We start from the raw sequence: 20,819 nt of genomic DNA on the forward strand, positions 1-20,819 counted from the left end.
TGCTAAATATCTTATAAGGAGGCTTATTTCTATGACCATGTACTTTGTTGGAATCGATATTTCCAAGTACAAGCACGACTGTTGCATCATATCAGCAGCCAACCAGAAAGTTGTTTCAAAGTTTACTTTCAAAAATGATAAGTCCGGTTTTGAACAACTAAATCTTATCTTAAATTCACTCTCCACTCCTGAGGATATAAAAATAGGGTTTGAATCAACTGCCCATTATGCCCTCAATCTTGAACTCTTCCTTGAAAATGCCAACCACAGCTTCATGGAAATTAATCCAGTTTTAATCAAGGATTTCAAGAAGTCTCAGACTCTCCGACGCACCAAAACCGATTCTATCGACTGCGAGTTAATAGCCCGTTGGTTAATGACTGTTGAATACAAACCCCATTCAAAAGGATTTTACCACGCTTATTCCTTAAAGTCATTAACTCGTTTACGGGACAGGCTGGTTCGCCAGCGTTCTTTTTATCTTGTTAAAATTACAAACGTTCTTGACCACACCTTTCCAGAGTTCAAACCGTTCTTCCATGAGCGTTTATCTAAAACTGCCTTATACCTCCTTGAAAACTACGGCTCCGCTGAAAAGATAGCAAGAATGAATTCCGCATCCTATGAGAAACTTCGATCCATTTCCAGAGGAAAATTTTCTCCCCAGCAGTTTATTCGCTTGAAAGAACTTGCCGCTAATACAGTCGGTGTAAACAACTCTATCTTCGATGTAGAACTTAATAGTCTGCTGACCTTATACAAGTCCCTTGTAGATGAAATCAAAACATTAGAAAGCGAAATCAACAGACTGGTAGATGAAGTGCATCCACACTATATGTCCATTCCAGGTATCGGTCCTATATCCGCTGCTATCATTTACGCTGAATATGGTGATATTTCAAACTTCTCCAGTCCTAACCAGATGCTTGCTTTTGCCGGAATAGAACCCAGCGTACATGAGTCAGGAACTGAAGCATATAATGGCAAGATGGTAAAACACGGTTCCTCACAGCTACGATATGTGCTTATCAACTGCTGTCTGCCGTTGATACGGTTTGATGTGACATTTGCTACATACTATGCCAGAAAACGTTCAGAGAACAAGCCTCACCGGGTTGCTATCACTCATGTAGCTAAGAAGCTTGTCAGAGTCATCTATGCATTGGAGAGTCAAGATATCGACTTTGACCCAAAGAAACTTCGATGAGCTCATGTTCATAAGTTAACACCCTCCATCTGAAATACGCTATTTTCAGATGGTTTATTAAGGTTACCCTTTTTTATAAACCATAAAATTCCAAAAAAACACTTGACTGTTTATAGTTTGTCACCTCCCAAATGGACGATCCACTTTCGGGAACGTCAAGGTTACGGTTGTTCCACCGTAAGAATTGTTTTTTAGCTCCACCGTGATAGACAGGTCAGTTGCCATTTTCTGAACAAGGTATAATCCCATACCCGTAGAACGACTAAGGTAACTGCCCGTATCTCCAGTAAACCCCTTGTCGAAAACAAAGGGTAAGTCAGACAACGGTATGCTTGTGCCGTTGTCTTTAATAGATAAAGAAATCTGTTCACTATCCGCACTATCAGCAATGGAAAAGAGAAGCCGGGGAGCAGGATTGTTCCCCGCATATTTCACACTATTGCTGATTATCTGTCCTAAAATAAACATCAAACCTTTTTTTGTCAGAAATCACTTGATAATCGTTTTCGGTATATTCAACAGAAAATCCGGCTTCTTCAAGAAGCGTTAAATTATCTTCAACTGCTTCACGACAAGTTTCAAGAATTGAAAGCGGCTCAAAAAAGTAATCCTTATGAGTAGCTCCAAGCCTTGAAAAGTATAGAATTTGTTCTATATCCTGTCGGGTATGGTCGCGTACATACAGCATACGGGTATGAACCAAAGGGGACATTTCATCTTTTCGATTGTCCAGTAGCAAGGTCATAAGGGATAGCGGTTTTTTGATTTCATGTACCCAATTTTCAATGTAGTGTTCATAATCTGTAACTGTAATTTTCTGTTCGTTGATATATTCCTGCTGCGTCCTCAAATGCTGCCCCAATTCACAGATATAAGGGCGTAATACTGCGGGAACAGCTTCACACAGTAAGTATTCGTTGGTATCGTCCGGCTCCAATAGAAAACGCCGAAAAATAACGTCTGCCCTGTTGCGTTTTCTGATTGATATAGCAAGAGGAATAGCAAGTGCGGCAAATGATACAAAAATTATCAATGCAACATAGTTGATAAAATAATCGGGATTAGCCAGCCAAGCAAGGAATATAAAGAACAAGTCCAAACAGGCAAGTGTAATAATCCATACACGATTAGAGGAAATATATGTTAAAAGTATTTTTAGCTTCTTCATAATCGCACCTGCTCTTTCAAGCGGTAGCCTTGCCCGCGTACTGTTTCTATCCGATCTTCAAGACCAAATTCACGGAGCGTTTTCCTCAATCGCGTAAAGGTTACTTGCAGCGCATTTTCGTCAATGTATTCTTCCGTTCCCCAAAGCACGTTGCACAGCTCATGTTTGGTAACAAGATTAGGGCTTTTCTTCAAAAGCGCAAGCAATATTTTTCCCTCATTGGGTGGCATGAGGGAAGAACTCTTTCCCACATAGATTGTAAAGGTGTTTGGGTCAAGTAAAAATCCGTTCCCGTCCAGTAAACCTTGCCGTATCTGTTCCTCTTTGCGTCGTAATAAATTTTTAATGCGGGCAAGCAGGCGCTCCATATTACACGGCTTTGTTAAGTAGTCGTCAGCTCCCAATCCTAATGCGTGAAGTTCGTCCTGCAATTTATCTCTTGCTGTCAATACCAACGCTGTTCCAATCTGCTTTGCTTTTAATTCTTTGCAGATTTCAAAGCCGGAATGAAATGGAAGATTTATGTCGAGCAAAACCAAATCGGGGGAATACTCTGCAATTTCCGATATTGCGTTTTCAAAATCAAATAACGCAACTGTTTCATACCCCGACTTTCTCAATAAATCCGTCAGTTCTTCCCGCATATAAACATCATCTTCAACTACCATAATTCGTGCCAATACGACCACCTCCTTTCACGTAAGCCTGTTATGAATTAGGCTTGTAATTTATTTTTCCGATTTCCCGTGTAGCTGTCCGCGCAACAGCCACACCGTAAACTGCCATAATAAGAACGACAGTAAATGCCATAATAATCAGCAACGGATAAGATTGCCCGATCTTTGTGCTGTCAGAGTATAAATGTTGCTGCATTGCATAAAGACCAACCGTACCGCTTATACAAGCCAACATTAGGGGGAGCAGGAAATACCATAAAACTTGTTTATAAATTGACCGCTTTATCTGTTCGCGTTGCGCACCCAAAATTGAGAGTGTCAAATATCTTAATTTTGTCGATTGCATTTGTGTTAAGAATTGCAAAGCAAGCAATGCACACGCAATAATCAATAGCATAAAGCCCATATATAAAGTCGTGTAACTCCCGGAGATAAGATAAAATAGCTGTCGCCCGAAATTATCAAGATAGCTTTCGTAATACAGACCGGACGGCTTCAGCAAATCACGTGCTTCCATAACGGACAACATCAGCCCATTTGCTTCTACAAGCTCATTCGGAATACAGAAATTCCAATATACGGAACACGTGTCCGGGTCTACATAGTTATGATATATCTCGTCGGAAACAATCAACGCGGTTACAATTTTAACATTTTCATCCGCAGTAAGCCCTTTCATTGGTACAGACGGAACAAGTGTAACTGACTTTTTGTCAATGGAAATCAACGCATTACCGCTTGTCTGTGCGTTCTCTGCAATCCTGTCTAACAGAGCAATGGTATCTTCCTGTGCTTTCCCTAAAAAGTCCGGGTTGAGGTAAAAAACAGCTTCGTCATTTTCAAGATTTATTTGCTTTTCTCCTGCGGCTTCCAACAAGCGATTATATGATGAAACTGGGAGCATATAAGGAGCAACACTCCCCGTATCAATAAATCCAAGCAGATTAAGGGCTGCGGGTTGATGTGAGCCTAATTCGCAACTGGCAGCTTCTTGTGTAGCAGGGTCTATTACACCCTCTGGCAAGTTTTGAACAATCTCTTTTCTTAATACAGACCAGTCAACAAAGGATTTCATTTCCCCGGAAGCAGGACGTTTCATGTTCCCTGTTTCCATACGGTTAAGATTAGCTACATAAACTCGCATTTGCTCGTCGGAAAGGTATTGTTCAATATTCTGTTCTTCGCCCATTACTGTAAAATCATAGACAGCAGAAGTTCTTGTTAATTCATTCCCATGCGACATAATAGTTGCAGAACCATTTGCAATAAACATAATGGTAAGCATCATCAGAATAGACGCAACACTAATTGAAATATATTTATAAACAACATTTTCGTGAAGCTGTCGCAAAGTAAATACATAAAGTCCATTTGTCGCTTTACGTTTGTTAGAAGCAGCTACTATACTTAAAAGCCGAGCAATGCCACGGATAAAAAGAATTGTTCCAACAATTCCAAGCAGGACAGCAACAAGCAGCATTACACCACCGCCAGCCATGAAGTGTTCTATGGCAACCCAGTATGCAACAAGTAAAACTGCCGTACCAATTACAAGGGATAGCAAACTTCCGTGTGTGCTGCCCGTGTGTTGTTTTTTTGCCATTTCTCCATAAAGCAGTTGGTGAACTTCTTTCTTAAACAATTTTCCACATAGTATAAACAACGCCACACATTGGATAATTAAAAATCCCAATATCGTAAAGAAAACTGCGCTTAACGAAAAACTTGATTGATGTGCAATAATACCGTGTCCGACTAAACGTGCCGTTGCAAGGCTGATAACTTCGGATAGAAAACCACCGCAGATAAGTCCACCCAAAAGAGCGACAAGTGAAGTGATAAGCCCCTCCGTCATAATTTGCGTAAATAATCGGGTCTTTGTCATACCAAACATCAAATATAACCCTAATTCCCGACTGCGACATTCGAGCTGATACTTATTTGCAAATACTACAAGGAAAAATACAAATAATAATGCACAAACATAGACAGTAGGCAAAAGGTTTGTAAGTAGCCGTTCCACGGCGTCGCTTTCAAGGCTACTTAAAAAGCGTATCACGTCCTGCGCTCCGAGAGAAAGCACAATGTAAAATGCCGCTACCGCCGTTACCATTGTCAGAAAGTAAATCAGATTTTCGTTGCGGCTACGTTTGGAATTTCTCCATGCAAGGTTAAAGAACATTTGCGCTCCCTCCTCCCATTTGCGCCATTACGTGTAATATGCGCGCATAAAATTCTTCCCGTGTTTCTGTCGGAACTTTGCGACGCAATTCATGGAAAATAACGCCGTCCTGTATGAACAAAATGCGGGAACAGAAACTTGCTGCGTTAGGGTCATGCGTAACCATTAAAATTGTACGTTCTTGTGATTGATTGACTTCCCGTAACTTTTCCATGAGCAGCCGCGCGGCTTTTGTATCTAATGCACCTGTCGGCTCGTCAGCCAAAATAATATCCGGGTCAGAAATCAAACTACGGGCTGCGGCTACACGCTGCTTTTGACCGCCGGACATCTGCGCCGGAAACTTTGAAAGAACATCAGTAATTCCAAGAAATCCGGCTATATCATTTAGGCGCTTTTCGGCTATGGAAATATCTATATTGTGAATGGATAAGGGCAACAGAATATTTTCTCTGCCTGTCAAATTATCAAGCAAAGCAAAGTCTTGAAACAGATAACCAATTCTATTTCCACGGTATTCCGCTAACTTAGCACCGTCAAAAGCACTTATATTCGCTCCGGAGAGCAAAATTTGTCCAGAGGTGGGTTTAATGACCGTAGCAATACAATTCAATAATGTTGTTTTCCCGGAACCGCTGGCTCCCATAATTCCCAAATACTCGCCATTGAGAACATCAAAGGTAATTCCGTTTAGTGCTTTTGTGGGAACACCTTCTTTGGAATATGCTTTGTGCAGGTCGCGTACTTCTAAAAGTTTTTTTGTATAATCCATACTTAACACCTCTTTTTTGTTCATGTTTTTTTACAATTAAAATTTTACTACACAAAGCACAAATACACCACTTACATTTGATGTAAGGTTCCTTTGCTTGAATTTCACCGCTATTCTTTATGCTGCTTTTCGTCTGTCACCAGACATTCAATCTTCTACAAAATATTCACCATATATCATAGTCGGTTGACCGACCAATAACAACACACTATTTCTTGACAACCTTATACTCATGTTCTACAAGAGTTCTAAATCTATTTGTTTAATCCATAAATGCAAAAAGGACAGCAGTATCAAATTGCTATCCTTGCATTTTATTATGGCTGATAATGTATAAGCGTGGGTTCGTCATATTTGGTGTGGTATCTTTAACTATGGGAAACTCCCAATTCCCATTTTGAAATTGTTTGCCGTGTAACTGTTACCTTTTCAGCGAGTGCCTCTTGCGAAAGTCCTCGTTGCTTTCTCAATTTCTGTATTTTCTCTCCGAGTGTCATAATATCCCTCCTGCTACTTTGATTATGAAAAAATCATAGCAGACAAGCCGTTTTATATCTACCAACACACGCAGGAACAACCGCAACGAACCGTTGCAACGGGTAGCTATCACCAATTTTAGCCCGTCTGTCCCTCATTTTTCGGTTCTTTGTCCGGCTCCAGCTCAATCACATCCAAAATACCACAATTCAGGGCTTCGCAAATACGAACCAGCGTTTCCATACTGATATTTTTTCCCTTACCCATGTTGGCAATCATATTTGTGGTAAGACCGGCGGCAAGCCGCAAGTCCTCTTTTCTCATATTACGCTCAACCAGCGTGTGCCAGAGGGGTTTATAGCTTATGTGCATTTATCCTCCTGCCTTTCTCCCGGTTCCGGGGTTCCTGTTCCCATTATATCAAAGTTCTTGCTATTCCACAAACATTTCTTGACACAATCGCCGGTTCCGTCTGGATTGTGCTTTTCCTTTCTTTTCTTGATTACATCTACTTAGCCATAAGCTGCTTTATGCCGAGCGGTTGAGCCAGATGCGGGAGGTGACCACCCAGCTGTTTGCCGGTCTGGAGGATGTGATGAACAACCAGTGGCGTACGGCCTCAGAACAGTGCCGTACACTGCAGCGGGAGAAGCCGCAGACCATGGACGGGTTGATGGATTTTCTGCAGGACCAGGCTGTTCTGGGAGAGAGAATATCTTCTTTCTTCCTCGGAGCGTGTCAGCTACGTGAGCAATTCCCTCATTTCTGATGAAACGCGGATGGTGTTTTTGCAGCGGCTGGAAGAACCGGTGACGGTGGAGAATGGCGGCCAGCAGACAACATTGATCTATTATGGTATTTCACAGAATATGGAAGAGCTGAATCCGTATTTCGAGTGCTCTGCCTATAATGGGAATAACAGCGTATATGTGGTGGATGAAGCCGGGCTGCGGCTGTTCAGCAGCAATGGCGACGGGTTACTGAAAGGGTTTAATATCTATCATATTCTGGAAGGAATGGAGTATCTGCACGGCAGTTCTTTTGACCTGGCAAGAAAGGAACTGGAAGTGGAGAATATCGCCTATTCCAATGCAGTGATCAACGATACGGAGGTTTACTATGCGCTGTATCGGATGGAAAATGCCGAGTGGACGCTGATTTTCCTCGTTCCTTCCGCTTATGTGGCGACCAATACGGTGGCGCTGGTGAATACCACCATCCGCATGGTTCTGATTTTTGCAGTGCTGCTTGTGATTTTCAGTGCGGCGGCGATTTTCTGGCTGATGCGCATGCAGCAGCGGGCAGCGCTGGAAGTGGAGCGTAGGAACAATGCCCAGCTGGAGCGGATCAATGAGGAGCTGGCTGCTGCCGTGGAAGTGGCAGAGAAAGCGACAAAGGCCAAGAGTGATTTCCTGGCCAATATGTCCCATGACATTCGGACGCCCATGAATGCCATCGTGGGCATTACGAACCTGATGGAGCATGAGGCGGATGCTTCGGACAAGCTGCATACCTATATTCAGAAAGTACAGCTTTCCAGCCGGCATCTGCTGAGTCTCATCAACGATATTCTGGACATGAGCAAGATCGAGTCCAGTGAGGTGGCACTGAATCAGGATTCCATCAGTCTGGCGGAGCATGCCACGTTCCACATCACGGTGGAAGATAATGGATACGGCATGGAAGAGGCATTTGTAAAACATATTTTTGAACCGTTTACCCGGGGCGAAAGCTCCATGACCAACAAGGTGCAGGGAACGGGCCTTGGCATGGCGATCACGAAAAATATCGTAGACCTGATGGGAGGCACCATCACGGTGCGCAGTACGGTAGACCGGGGCAGCTGTTTTGATGTGACGCTGACTTTTCCCATTGATGACAGTGTGAAAAACCAGGTGTCCGTGGAAAGCCTGCTTCTGATTGCAGAGGAAAAGGAACTGACCGGCAATCTGCAGGCAGTGCTGCAGGAGGCGGGGGTATCTTTCTTCGCCGCATCATCGGAAAAACAGGCAGAAGAGGTTCTGCAGGCACGGCGGGTGGAAGCTTTTGAACAGGTGAAGCCTGGGGACTATGATGCGGTGCTTCTGGACATTCAGATGCCGCGGATGAACGGCCTGGAGGCATCCTGAGCTATCCGAAGCGGATCGAACCCGCTGGGCCAGACCATTCCCATCATTGCCATGACGGCAAACGCTTTCACCGAGGATATCCGGGATTGCCTGAATGCCGGGATGGACGCCCATGTATCCAAGCCTATTGACATTGCGGTGCTGGAGCGCACCCTGCGCAATCTGATGGTAGAAAATGCGGGGGGGGCAAAACCCGGAAACCGGGGATGGTATAGACTTAATCGAAAGACCTTAAAAATGGTGGAGAGGACTGTGGTACACCTCTCTGAGAAATCATAGAAACTGTCTGTGCGGTGCACAGGATAGAGAACAATACTGCCGCAGGGCGGTTCCGGGAAGGAGCTGTCCTGCGGCTCTTTTGTGATGTCATATGCAGTATGAGAATCGCTGTGATGGGAAAATCTGGCGAAAAAATCTGGAAAACGGGTCTGTTTTTTGACAAAGATTTTATCGCCCGTTTTTTATAATTACTCCCATGATTTTGGAAAAGGGAGGGTGCACAGGATGGACTATCCGGGAAGAGAACGTGTGGAAGAGTGTGCCAGAAGCTTCGGGGAGCTGGCGGACATTTATTATCGGATGCCCTGTCGGAAGGAAGGCTTTGGCAGGCAGGATATAGAGGATATTTTTGAGGAACTGACAGGAACGGTGTGCCGGGGCTGCCGGTCGTTTGGAAAATGCTGGAAGGATCAGGCGGCGGGCACATATCAGCGGCTGTATGAGGCGCTGACGGCCATGGGCGAGGGAAAAACAGAAGGGGATATCCGCGCCGGGATGAGCGATGCGTGTATCCGTGCGGGAAAAATGGCGGGCAGTATGGTGTGGGCGTTCCGCAATATGCGGATGAAGCTGTACTATGCCAACCGGCTGCTGGAGGGTCGGGAGGCAGTGGCGGATCAGTTGTGGGAGATGGCCCGTCTTCTGGATGATATGGCGGAGGAAATGCAGCGGACGGGAGAGCTGAAGGAACCGGTCAATCGAAGGCTCTGCCGTCTTTTTGACCGGCGCGGGGCCCAGGTGCGCAAAATTTTCCTCATGCACAAACGCAAGCGGCGGGACGAGCTGTACATCACCATGCACGCCCGGAAGGGGGAGTGCGTGCCCATTCGGGATCTGGCGGGCATTTTGTCTGTGGTGCTGCACCGGCGGATGGTACCGGCCAGAAACAGCCGTACCGTACTGGGGGCCGAGGACGAGACCGTATTGTTCGTGGAGGAAACCAGGTATTGCCTGCTTTACGGCATCAGCCGGGTACCCAAGGAAGGGGAACTGCTGTCCGGGGACAGTTTCTCTTATTTTCAGAACGACCAGGGCGCGGCGGTGCTGAGTCTGTCTGACGGCATGGGAAGCGGCCGGGAAGCGGCGGCGGAGAGCCGGAAGCTCATCGAACTGCTGGAACAGTTTCTGGAGGCGGGGGTCAGCGAGGAGACCGCCCTTGGGCTCATCAATTCGGCCTCCGTTTATGAGAAGAAAAGCTGCTCCACTTTGGACATCTGCTCCGTGGATCTGTACAGCGGCAACTGTGACATTCGCAAGCTGGGGGCGGCACCCACGTTTCTGCGGCGGGACGGACAGGTGGAGATCGTGCAGAGCTTCCGCACCCCGGCGGGACTTTTTCACCATCTGGATCCCGAGACCCAGAGCTTCCGGCTGGGGGACGGGGACACCATCGTTCTGGTGACGGACGGAGCGCTGGATGTTTTCTCCGGCCAGAAAAAGGAAGAACAGTTTGCGGCACTGCTGGAGGAACAGACCGCGGCCAATCCCCGGGAGCTGGCTGCCGCTCTCATGGAACAGCTGATGGAGCGATGCCAGGGAAAGGCCCGGGATGATATGACCGTGTTCGTGGGGGGACTGTGGCAGCGGGTGTAGGGCTTGCTTTTTTTATCAATTCATGTAATCATGGAACAGGAGCAAACGTGGATGCAAGATTCAAGCCATTTGATATAGGATTGATCAGAACGAAAGAAAATCCGAGAGAGAGGTGAGCGCGGTGGATGCTTTTCCGGAAAAAATCATGAAATATGTAGATCAGCATGCCCTGCTGTCACCGGGGGATCGCATCGTGGTGGGGCTGTCTGGTGGTGCGGATTCTGTCTGCCTGCTGCTGATTTTGCAGGTGATTTCCGGGAAAATGCCGCTGTCTCTCTGTGCGGTACATGTAGAGCATGGCATCCGGGGGCAGGAGGCGCTGGAAGATACGGCCTTTTGCCGTCAGCTGTGTGAAACGCGTGGCATTCCGTTTCGGGAAGTACACTGTGATGTGCCCGGAATGGCCCGGCGGGAAGGGCTCTCTCTGGAGGAGGCGGGCCGCAAAGCCCGTTATGAGACCTTTGCCCGGGTGCGGGAGGAATGGGGCGGCACGAAGATCGCCGTGGCCCATCACCGGGAAGATCAGGCAGAGACACTGCTGCTGCATCTGTTTCGCGGCACCCATCTGGCGGGGATGCAGGGCATGCGCCCCCGGCAGGGTGTGATCATCCGTCCGCTGCTGGATGTCAGCCGGGAAGAGATCGAGGCGTGGCTCTGTGCCCAGGGTGTATTCTGGCGGACGGATTCCACCAACCTCACCGACGACTATGCCAGAAACCGTGTCCGGCACCGGATCCTGCCGGAAGCCCGGCAGATCAATGCTGCGGCCACAGCGCATCTGGCCGAGGCCTGCGATGCCATTGGCGAGGTGATGGACTACATGGAGGCCGAGGCGGAGCGGCTTTACAGACTGTGCCGGATCGTGCAGGAACCAGATCAGCTTTACGGCAAGTGTCTGATGAAACGGGAAGAGAATGATCTCTCCGTAGAGGGAAGGATTGCCGTAGAGAGTGATTGCGGCGTATCCGCCGAGCCTGCGCAGGAAATGGCAGATAAATTCCAAGAACTGGAACGAACGACAGATGATGAGATGTCGAAACAAGAGGATGGAAAACAGTCGCTGACAGGCGTAGATTGTCGAACAACACAGAAGGAAATTGAGAATAATCAGCTGGAGTCGCGGGAAGGGGTTACATTAAATGTGAATATCCTTACATCCGCCCCACCGGTGCTGGCGCGTTTTGCCCTGAAAAGGGCCTACCTGGACTGCTGCGGCCAGTGCAAGGACGTGGGCGCAGTGCATTATGTGGCGCTTATGGGGCTGCTTGCCGGGGAGACAGGAAAACAGCTGGATCTGCCTCACGGCGTGCGGGCGGAAAAGAATTATGACCGGCTGACGCTGTATACAACGAAGCAGCAGGAAAACCGGAGAGACAACAGATGGAGGGCGAGTACGGAACGGATCACAGAAGGAGCGCCGGAATATTCTCTGCCTATCCAGGAAGCTGCCACTGCCCCCGACGCGGTTTCGCAGACGATTTTCCTGCCGGACGGCAGCCAGCTCACGTTTTCCCTGGAAGATTTCAAAAAAGGTACCGGGATTCCGATAAAAACATATACGAAATGGCTGGATTATGATACAATAAAAAGAAGTCTTGTGCTGCGTCACCGCCGCCCGGGAGATTACCTGATCATCAATGACCAGGGCGGCAGGAAGAAGCTGAAAGACTATTTTATCGATGAGAAGATCGAACGCCGGGAACGGGACCGATTGTGGCTTCTGGCAGATGGAAGCCATGTCCTGTGGGTGATCGGCGGCCGGATGAGTGCGGCCTGCCGGGTGACAGAACGGACGGAGAAAGTTCTGAAAATACATGCAGATGGAGGAGTATGGAATGAGTGAGAAAATCAGTGTATTGATTCCAGAGGAAGAGATCCGGAAACGGATTGCCGAAGTGGGAGCACAGCTCAGCAGGGATTATGAAGGAGAGGAAGTACTCATGATCTGTATTTTGCGGGGCGGTGTGTTTTTTGCGTGTGAACTGGCGAAGCATCTGACCGTGCCGGTAAGCATGGATTTTATGTGCGTTTCCAGTTACGGCAGCGGCACCGTTTCTTCCGGCAGAGTGAAGATCATCAAGGATCTGGATGAAAATATCGAAGGAAAGCATGTGCTGATCGCGGAAGATATCGTGGATTCCGGTAATACTTTAAGTACACTGATCAAGATCCTGCAGGTGAGAAAGCCTGCCAGCATCAGGCTGTGTACGCTTCTGGACAAGCCGGAACGCCGTGTGGTGGATATCAAAGCGGATTACAGCTGCTTTGAGATCCCGGATAAATTTGTCGTGGGCTATGGCCTGGATTACAACCAGCATTACCGTAACCTGCCTTATGTGGGCGTTGTGGAGCTGGATGAGGAAAAATAACGTGCCTGCCGCGTTTTTGGCCGGGCATTGATATATGGATGCGTAGGAGAGAGGAGAAAAAGGTTTGGACAGACGAGCAAGAGGAATGAGCACCTACCTGCTTCTGATGGCGGCGCTGATGCTGTTCCTGTACTACTGGGGCGGCGGCAACAGCCAGTCGAAGAGCTGCACCCGGCAGGAATATCAGGCAGCCGTGGAGAGCGGGGATGTAAGTTCCGTTACAGTAAAGATGAATCCGGAAGGATCCACCGGACAGCTCCTTGTGAGCATGAAGAACGGCGATTCAGAGACGCTGTACACCCCGGATGTAAAAGATGAGATCAATTATCTGGAAGACAACCAGGTGGCGGTGAATGTCACGGAGGTGGCAAAGGAAAGCTGGTTTACGGCACATCTGCTGCCCCTTCTGGTGGTACTGGTCATCATTATCGTATTTTTCATGATGATGAACCGGCAGGCAGGCGGCGGCAATGCCAAGATGATGAACTTCGGCAAGAGCCGGGCCAAGATGACCGTGGACGGCGTGGGCAAGATCAATTTTGACAAGGTTGCCGGGCTGGAGGAAGAGAAGGAAGAATTACAGGAGATCGTGGATTTCCTGAAAACACCGGAGAAATATATTGAGGTGGGCGCAAGAATCCCCAAGGGTGTGCTGCTGGTGGGCCCTCCGGGAACCGGTAAAACCCTGCTGGCCAAGGCAGTGGCAGGCGAAGCGGGCGTGCCGTTTTTCTCCATTTCCGGTTCCGATTTCGTGGAAATGTTCGTCGGCGTGGGTGCTTCCCGTGTCCGGGATCTGTTTGAGGATGCGAAGAAAAACGCCCCCTGTATTATTTTTATCGATGAGATCGACGCGGTGGCGAGACGCCGCGGCACCGGTATGGGCGGCGGACATGACGAGCGGGAGCAGACATTGAACCAGTTGCTGGTGGAGATGGACGGTTTCGGCGTCAATGAGGGCATCATTGTGATGGCTGCCACCAACCGGGTGGATATCCTGGATCCCGCGATTCTGCGTCCCGGCCGTTTTGACCGGAAGGTTGGCGTGGGCAGACCAGATATCAAGGGAAGAGAAGAGATCCTGAAGGTGCATTCCAAGGGAAAACCGCTGGGAGACGATGTGAATCTGGCAGAGATCGCCCAGACAACGGCTGGCTTCACCGGCGCGGATCTGGAAAATCTCATGAACGAGGCTGCCATCAATGCGGCCCGCCACAACCGGAAATTTATCTGCAATCAGGATGTGAAGGAATCCTTTGTCAAGGTGGGCATCGGCGCGGAGAAGAAGAGCCGCGTCATTTCTGAGAAGGAGAAGCGCATCACGGCTTACCACGAGGCAGGCCATGCGATCCTCTTCCATGTGCTGCCGGATGTGGGCCCGGTGTACTCCGTTTCCATCATTCCCACGGGCATGGGGGCAGCAGGCTACACCATGCCGCTGCCGGAAAAGGACGAAATGTTCATGACCCGGGGCAAGATGCTCCAGGAGATTATGGTTTCCCTGGGCGGCCGGATCGCCGAGGAGCTGATCCTGGACGACATCACCACAGGCGCTTCCCAGGACATCAAGCAGGCCACCCAGATGGCCAAGGACATGGTGACCAAATACGGTATGTCCAGCGAAATTGGTCTGCTCAGCTACGACAACGACGATCATGAAGTTTTCATCGGCCGGGACTTTGCCCATGCCAAAGGCTACGGTGAGAACATGGCTACCAAGATCGATCTGGAAGTGAAGCGGATTGTGGATGATTGCTACGCACAGGCTTCCGATATTATCCGACAGAATATGGATGTTCTGCACCGCAGTGCACAGCTGCTGCTGGAAAAAGAAAAAATTTCCGGCGAAGAATTTGCAGCGTTATTTCAGGCTCCGCAGACAATATCTGAGGCATAAAACAGCAGACTTGTGAAAAAATACAGAAGGATTTTTCGGAACGGGAAAATTCTTCTGTATATTTTTTATAGAAACATTTCGAAAAATTCCTCATGTTTGTGCACACTTATTTTGCAGTGTGTGATACTATAATTCTTGTAAAACCCCCCCAATACATTATATAGTTTTTGCTACACCCCATAAGAAAGAAGAAATACCTTCTCCGAAAAAGACAGCGGATCGTTTGGCTGTCTTTTTTGCTGTCCAGGGAAAATATTACCACAGGAGAAAAGAACATGGATCAGAGCAGAGAGCAGAAGGCGCTGCGGGCGCTTTACAGTGATGAGACAGAAAATTATCGCTTCCCGATCGAACCGTCGGCCGGAGACTGGGTGACCACCCGTTTCCGTACGCTGAAAAACAGCGCCGACATGGTGTGGATCGTATATGGCAGCCGCAAGAGCAAAATGCTCCGGTGCAGCATGGACGACTGGTTTGATTATTATGAGATCCGGATTCGGCTGGGGGAGGAGAAGTTTTCCTATTATTTTGAAATCTTTATGGCAGGAAACTGCTATGTGTATACAAGAACTGGGATCGAGGATGGGAAAGAGATTGCCCGGACTGAAAGCGGCACAGTGCACATGTGGGCGGGCAGTGCAGGATCAGGGGATGTTTTGACTGCCCGGAGAAAGATGGACATGGATGTAAATCGTGGCGCAGATGACCGATACGGAATGTCGGTTGATGCAAACCAGGCTGCTTACGCAGGTGCTGCCCGCATGGACTTTGTGAACGGCCGTCAGCTGTCGCTGGGCGGCGGGAGGCGTTCTGACCTAGGCAACGTGGAAGGTGTTGTGCCCAGCAGTGCGGCGGAGCAGACACTGTTTTCTGCGGATCAGGTGCGCTGCTGCTTTGTCATTCTGCCGGGCTTTGTCACCCCTGCCTGGGCCAAGGGCGCAGTCATGTATCAGATTTTCGTGGATCGTTTCTGCAACGGCGACCCGTCCAACGACGTGCTGGATCGGGAGTACGCCTACATCAGAGGCTACGCCAAACAGGTGAAGGACTGGAATACAAGGCCTGAGGCCATGGACGTGCGCTCCTTTTACGGCGGTGATCTGGCGGGCGTCATGAGCAAACTGGATTACCTGAAAGAGCTGGGCGTGGATGTGCTCTATCTGAATCCCATCTTTGTGTCGCCCTCCAATCACAAATACGACATTCAGGACTATGATTATGTGGATCCCCATTATGGAAAAATCCTCCGGGACGGGGGAGAGGCGCTGGCGGAAGGTGACATGGACAACACCCATGCCTCCCGCTATATCAGCCGGGTGACAGACCGGGAAAATCTGGAAGCCAGCAACGAGCTGTTTGCGCAGCTGGTGCATGAGGCCCACGCCCGGGGCATGAAGGTCATTCTGGACGGTGTGTTCAACCACTGCGGCTCCTTCAACAAATGGATGGACCGGGAGCGGATCTACGAGGGCTGTGACGCTTACGAAAAAGGTGCCTATGTGGCCCAGGAAAGCCCCTACCACGACTTTTTTTCCTTCCGGGAGGGCGGCAGCTGGCCGTATAACGGCGCGTATGAGGGCTGGTGGGATCACGATACCCTGCCCAAGCTGAACTACGAACAATCGGTCTGTCTGCAGGAATACGTGCTGCAGATCGGCCGCAAATGGGTGTCAGCGCCCTACTGTGCCGATGGCTGGCGGCTGGACGTGGCGGCAGACCTGGGCCACAGCAGCGCTTTCAACCATGATTTCTGGAAACGGTTCCGACAGGCGGTGAAAACGGCTAACCCGGAGGCGGTCATTCTGGCGGAGCACTACGGGGACGCCAGCGACTGGCTCCAGGGCGATGAGTGGGACACGGTGATGAACTACGACGCCTTCATGGAGCCGGTGACCTGGTTCCTGACCGGCATGGAAAAACACAGCGATGGCCGCAACGACGACCTGTTGGGCGATGCGGAAAGCTTCCGCGGTGCCATGAAGCATCACATGTGCAGCTTCGCCTATCCGTCGCTGGTAACGGCCATGAACGAGCTGTCCAACCATGACCATTCCCGTTTTCTCACCCGGACGAACCGGAAAGTGGGACGGGTGGGAGACTTGGGCTCCGACGCGGCGGAGGAAAACGTGCGCAAAGCCGTATTCAAAGAGGCGGTGCTGCTGCAGATGACCTGGCCTGGGGCGTCCACCATCTACTACGGCGACGAGGCCGGTGTGTGCGGCTTCACCGATCCCGATAACCGGCGTACCTATCCCTGGGGTGCAGAAGATCAGGAGCTGGTGGAATTCCATCGGCAGGCCATTGCCATGCATAAGCGGTACCGCACGCTGACCTACGGCTCCCTGAAGGCCGTACACGAAGACCGGGGCGTGCTCTGCTATGGCCGTTTCGACAGCCAGGAGCAGCTGCTGGTCATCCTCAACAACCGGGAGGAGGGCGTTTATCTGGATCTTCCCGTGTGGGAGATCGGCGTCAGCGAGGACGACTGCATGGAAAACGTACTCACCAGCTGGGAGGACGGCTTCTCCACCCGGGAAGAAAGCTGGGAGACAGAAAACGGCTGGCTGCACATTTATGTACCGGCGGAAAACGGCATGGTGCTGCGGGCGGTGCGGTAGAAAATATTGTGTAAAAAATATTTTATATATATTTTTAGAAAAACTGTTGACAAATAGGAAAACATGTCCTATAATAATTTTCGTTGCCGGTTCAATACCGGAACATGCGACAGTAGTACAGTTGGTAGTACGCCACCTTGCCAAGGTGGAGGTCGCGGGTTCGAGTCCCGTCTGTCGCTTTTTTTATTTTGTTTTTTTGCGGGTGTAGTTCAATGGTAGAACACCAGCCTTCCAAGCTGGACACGTGGGTTCGATTCCCATCACCCGCTTTTTGGTTACAGTTTACGCATATGTTCTTGTATACAGATTCCATGCTTGCATGAAAATCCGGCTGCACGAACATGCGAAGGGAGCTGTAACTTTTTTGTTTTTACAGGGAATTGCGTTTGTAAATTTTATATGCAAAGCGCAGGCAATCATGGTATAGTGGAAATATCGTAAAAGAAAAGGGGATGGGTTTTATGAAGATGCAGCATGTAACGATTATGACCAGATGTCTGGAGGATTCTGTGAAGTTCTATCAGGAGCAGGTGGGCCTGACGATCGTGCGGGATATGCGGGACAACCCGGCGCACCAGATCGTGTTTCTGGCTAATGCAGCAGGGGAGCCCTGCGTGGAGCTGATCGCCAATCCGGAGGCGGTAGGCAGCAGCGAGGGCATTTCCATGGGCTTTGCAGTGGATGACGTGGAAGTGGAGCGAAAGAAAAAAGAGGCGGCAGGACTGCAGCCGGGGCCGATGGTTTCTCCCAATCCGAAGACGAAGTTTTTCTTCGTGAAGGATCCTAACGGTGTGTCCATCCAGTTTATTCAGGAACTTTAAGAAAAATATGAATGATAGAAAAGGCTTATATTTAACCTTACCAGGGTCGAATATAAGCCTTTACTTTTTATGTGATGGGAATTACGCCCGATTCAGAATGTCCATGAATTCTTCGCCGGTGATGGTCTCTTTCTCGTACAGATATTTGGCCAGCTCATGCAGCTTGGGCAGGTTGTCCTGGAGGATCTGCAGTGCTTTCTGGTGCTGCTCTTTGACGAGGGTGATCACCTTCTGGTCGATGATGGAAGCGGTGTCCGCTGCGCATGCCAGGGAAGTATCACCGCCCAGGTACTGGTTGGACACGGTTTCCAGTGCCACCATGTCGAAATCCTCGCTCATGCCATAGCGGGTGATCATGGCCCGGGCAAGCTTGGTGGCCTGCTCGATATCATTGGAAGCGCCGGTGGTGACAGAGTGGAAGATCAGCTCTTCTGCCGCACGGCCGCCGGTAAGGGTGGCGATCTTGTTCTCCAGTTCTTCCTTGCTCATCAGGTTCTGTTCCTGGGCTTCTACCTGCATGGTATAGCCCAGGGCGCCGGACGTTCTCGGAATGATGGTGATCTTGGTTACCGGTGCGGAATTGGTCTGCAGGGCGGCCACAAGGGCATGTCCGATCTCGTGGTAGGAAACAATGAGCTTTTCCTTGTCGGAAAGCACTTTGTTTTTCTTCTGGTAACCGGCAATGACAACCTCCACGCTTTCCTCCAGATCTGCCTGAGTGACGAATTTACGTCCGTCCCGGACTGCCCGGAGGGCGCCTTCATTGATAATGTTAGCCAGTTCTGCGCCGGATGCACCTGCGGCCATACGGGCAATGGCATTGAAGTCGATGGTATCTGCCAGCTTTACTTTTTTCGCATGTACCTTCAGAATATCTTCCCGCCCTTTGAGATCCGGCAGCTCTACCGGTACGCGGCGGTCAAAACGGCCGGGACGCAACAGGGCGGGATCCAGTGTCTCCGGGCGGTTGGTGGCAGCCAGAATGATCACGCCCTTGCGGCCGTCGAAGCCGTCCATCTCGGTGAGCAGCTGGTTCAGCGTCTGTTCCCGCTCGTCATTGCCGCCCATGGTGCCGTTGTCACGCTTTTTGCCGATGGTATCGATCTCATCGATAAAAACGATACAGGGCGCTTTCTCATTGGCCTGCTTAAACAGGTCACGCACCTTGGCAGCACCCATGCCGACGAACATTTCCACGAATTCAGAACCGGAGATGGAGAAGAACGGGACATTGGCCTCTCCGGCGACAGCCTTGGCCAGCAGTGTTTTACCGGTTCCGGGAGGGCCTACCAGCAGGGCGCCTTTCGGCAGGGAAGCGCCGATCTCGGTGTATTTTTCAGGGTTGTGCAGGAAATCCACGATCTCCGTGAGGATTTCCTTGGCCTCGTCCTCACCGGCCACGTCAGCAAACTTGATGCCGGTCTTGGACTCCACGTAAATCTTGGCATTGCTTTTTCCAAAACTCATGGCCTGGGGGCCGCCGCCCATGCGCTTCATCAGCATGGAATAGAACAGCTGGCCGAGAACGACCATGATCACAACAGAGATGATCCAGTTCAGCAGCGGGGAGCGTTTCTGGGTGGCGATGGCGGAGAAGGTGGCACCGGAATCGTGCAGCCGGTCAACCAGTTCCGGGTCGTCCATCCGACCGGTGGTGTAGTAGCCGGTGGGATCGGCGTTGTCGGTGAAGACAATCTGTTCGTCCTCAATCTCCACTTCTTTTACATTTTTTTCATCCAGCATATCCAGAAACGTGCCGTAATCCACACTCTTGATCTGCGTTTTCACAAGGCGGGGATACACGAAGCTGTTAAACAGAATGATGATCAGCAAAGCGATGCAATAGTAAGAAAATATTGACTTTTTGGGTGGCTTTACTTCTTTCATGGCAATAGTACCTCACTTTCTTATGGCCGAAACAGGCGGCCAGTGTTTTTTTGTCTGATTTTGAAAATAGAATACTCCCGCGGGAACCATTTGTCAATGATTATATTAAATAAAAGTGAAATATAGCTAAAAGTTGACATTTTCTTAAAAATATGTTAAAACAAAAGCAATTTCGGAAGAGAAAGGATGATTACATGGAAGAAAATATGGAGCTGGCTTTGCTGCTGGTGAATTTTATGAAAAAAATGGTCACGACGGTGCGGCATCCGGCAGTGGAGGATAAAGAAATGAAGCTGACATCCCATGCGTTCAATGCGCTGTGGATTCTGGACCGGCCCCAGGACAGCCCGGTGACGATGACGGCGCTGGCAGAGCAGATGGGCATTTCCAGCCAGCAGCTGACGAAGCTGATCAATGAGCTGGAGGGACGCTCTCTGGTGGCCCGCAGCCACGACAGGAAGAACCGGCGGCTGGTGCATGTGGAGATCACCCAGACAGGCAGAGATTTTCTGCAGGAGCACGTGGGCCGCATCAGCGCGGAGCTTGCCAGAAGGCTGGCGGTGTTATCTGAGAAGGATCAGCAGCGGCTGACGGCCAGCATCGAAACGCTGGATGAGATTATGGATATGATGTTGTATTCGCATACTGTGGGATGATTATTCCACTTTTATGTTCATATGATATTATTACAAATATTTTAATAAAAATTAAGATTTTGAGAGGCTAAAAAGAAACATTTGTCTGAT

16 protein-coding genes, 2 tRNA genes and 2 pseudogenes are annotated in these 20,819 nt (G+C 49.5%); 13 read left to right on the top strand and 7 right to left on the bottom strand.

What is annotated here, in order from left to right; all coding sequences use genetic code 11:
- Nucleotides 1–31: 31 nt before the first annotated feature.
- Complete coding sequence (locus RJD28_03390) at nucleotides 32–1,207, top strand: IS110 family transposase (GenBank protein WNV58589.1); 1,176 nt, start codon at nucleotides 32–34, stop codon at nucleotides 1,205–1,207.
- A 120-nt stretch (nucleotides 1,208–1,327) separates the two neighbouring features.
- On the opposite strand, the pseudogene RJD28_03395 reads toward RJD28_03390, so the two are convergent.
- From RJD28_03395 to RJD28_03420, 6 genes and pseudogenes are all read right to left on the bottom strand, one after another.
- Nucleotides 1,328–2,375 (bottom strand): annotated as a pseudogene (locus RJD28_03395) (sensor histidine kinase).
- Nucleotides 2,372–3,055 carry a response regulator transcription factor gene (locus RJD28_03400; GenBank protein ID WNV58590.1) on the bottom strand — a complete coding sequence of 228 codons (684 nt, stop codon included), beginning with the start codon at nucleotides 3,053–3,055 and terminating at the stop codon, nucleotides 2,372–2,374. Before RJD28_03400 ends, RJD28_03395 begins: the two are co-directional and overlap by 4 nt.
- Nucleotides 3,056–3,083: 28 nt before the next feature.
- Complete coding sequence (locus RJD28_03405; GenBank protein WNV58591.1) at nucleotides 3,084–5,234, bottom strand: ABC transporter permease; 2,151 nt, start codon at nucleotides 5,232–5,234, stop codon at nucleotides 3,084–3,086.
- A complete protein-coding gene (locus tag RJD28_03410; protein ID WNV58592.1) occupies nucleotides 5,224–6,006 on the bottom strand; it encodes an ABC transporter ATP-binding protein in 783 nt (260 codons plus the stop codon). Before RJD28_03410 ends, RJD28_03405 begins: the two co-directional genes overlap by 11 nt.
- Nucleotides 6,007–6,383: 377 nt before the next feature.
- Nucleotides 6,384–6,503, bottom strand: a pseudogene (locus RJD28_03415) (helix-turn-helix transcriptional regulator).
- 118 nt (nucleotides 6,504–6,621) lie between these two features.
- Complete coding sequence (locus RJD28_03420) at nucleotides 6,622–6,855, bottom strand: helix-turn-helix domain-containing protein (protein WNV58593.1); 234 nt, start codon at nucleotides 6,853–6,855, stop codon at nucleotides 6,622–6,624.
- A gap of 178 nt (nucleotides 6,856–7,033) precedes the next feature.
- On the opposite strand from RJD28_03420, the gene RJD28_03425 reads away from it, so the two are divergent.
- From RJD28_03425 to RJD28_03475, 11 genes are all read left to right on the top strand, one after another.
- Complete coding sequence (locus RJD28_03425; protein ID WNV58594.1) at nucleotides 7,034–7,252, top strand: hypothetical protein; 219 nt, start codon at nucleotides 7,034–7,036, stop codon at nucleotides 7,250–7,252.
- Nucleotides 7,230–8,612 (top strand): ATP-binding protein, encoded by a 1,383-nt coding sequence (locus tag RJD28_03430; protein ID WNV58595.1) that lies wholly within the window; start codon nucleotides 7,230–7,232, stop codon nucleotides 8,610–8,612. The genes RJD28_03425 and RJD28_03430 overlap by 23 nt, the downstream gene beginning before the upstream one ends.
- Before the next feature lie 51 nt (nucleotides 8,613–8,663).
- Nucleotides 8,664–8,891: a hypothetical protein gene (locus tag RJD28_03435; GenBank protein ID WNV58596.1), complete on the top strand. Its 228-nt coding sequence runs from the start codon at nucleotides 8,664–8,666 to the stop codon at nucleotides 8,889–8,891.
- Between the two features lie 225 nt (nucleotides 8,892–9,116).
- Complete coding sequence (locus RJD28_03440) at nucleotides 9,117–10,484, top strand: SpoIIE family protein phosphatase (GenBank protein WNV58597.1); 1,368 nt, start codon at nucleotides 9,117–9,119, stop codon at nucleotides 10,482–10,484.
- Nucleotides 10,485–10,629: 145 nt separating this feature from the next.
- On the top strand, nucleotides 10,630–12,327 hold the full coding sequence (gene tilS, locus RJD28_03445; GenBank protein ID WNV58598.1) for a tRNA lysidine(34) synthetase TilS: 1,698 nt from the start codon (nucleotides 10,630–10,632) through the stop codon (nucleotides 12,325–12,327).
- Nucleotides 12,320–12,853 carry a hypoxanthine phosphoribosyltransferase gene (gene hpt / locus RJD28_03450; GenBank protein ID WNV58599.1) on the top strand — a complete coding sequence of 178 codons (534 nt, stop codon included), beginning with the start codon at nucleotides 12,320–12,322 and terminating at the stop codon, nucleotides 12,851–12,853. Before tilS ends, hpt begins: the two co-directional genes overlap by 8 nt.
- Nucleotides 12,854–12,971: 118 nt before the next feature.
- Nucleotides 12,972–14,747 carry an ATP-dependent zinc metalloprotease FtsH gene (ftsH, locus tag RJD28_03455; protein WNV59552.1) on the top strand — a complete coding sequence of 592 codons (1,776 nt, stop codon included), beginning with the start codon at nucleotides 12,972–12,974 and terminating at the stop codon, nucleotides 14,745–14,747.
- 275 nt (nucleotides 14,748–15,022) lie between these two features.
- Entirely contained in the window at nucleotides 15,023–17,365 is a 2,343-nt protein-coding gene (locus RJD28_03460) for a glycoside hydrolase family 13 protein (GenBank protein ID WNV58600.1), read from the top strand.
- Between the two features lie 106 nt (nucleotides 17,366–17,471).
- Nucleotides 17,472–17,544: transfer RNA gene (locus tag RJD28_03465), tRNA-Gly, on the top strand.
- Between the two features lie 19 nt (nucleotides 17,545–17,563).
- Nucleotides 17,564–17,634, top strand: a tRNA-Gly gene (locus RJD28_03470).
- 192 nt (nucleotides 17,635–17,826) lie between these two features.
- Nucleotides 17,827–18,186, top strand: a complete 360-nt coding sequence (locus RJD28_03475) for a VOC family protein (protein WNV58601.1) — start codon at nucleotides 17,827–17,829, stop codon at nucleotides 18,184–18,186.
- An 81-nt stretch (nucleotides 18,187–18,267) separates the two neighbouring features.
- On the opposite strand, the gene ftsH (RJD28_03480) is transcribed toward RJD28_03475, so the two are convergent.
- Nucleotides 18,268–20,073 (bottom strand): ATP-dependent zinc metalloprotease FtsH, encoded by a 1,806-nt coding sequence (gene ftsH / locus RJD28_03480; protein ID WNV58602.1) that lies wholly within the window; start codon nucleotides 20,071–20,073, stop codon nucleotides 18,268–18,270.
- Nucleotides 20,074–20,267: 194 nt separating this feature from the next.
- Here ftsH (RJD28_03480) and RJD28_03485 point away from each other — a divergent pair, with 194 nt between their 5' ends.
- Nucleotides 20,268–20,729, top strand: a complete 462-nt coding sequence (locus tag RJD28_03485) for a MarR family transcriptional regulator (GenBank protein WNV58603.1) — start codon at nucleotides 20,268–20,270, stop codon at nucleotides 20,727–20,729.
- The last annotated feature ends 90 nt before the right edge of the window (nucleotides 20,730–20,819 follow it).

Source organism: Oscillospiraceae bacterium NTUH-002-81, from assembly GCA_032620915.1.
Lineage (GTDB): Bacteria > Bacillota > Clostridia > Lachnospirales > Lachnospiraceae > JAGTTR01.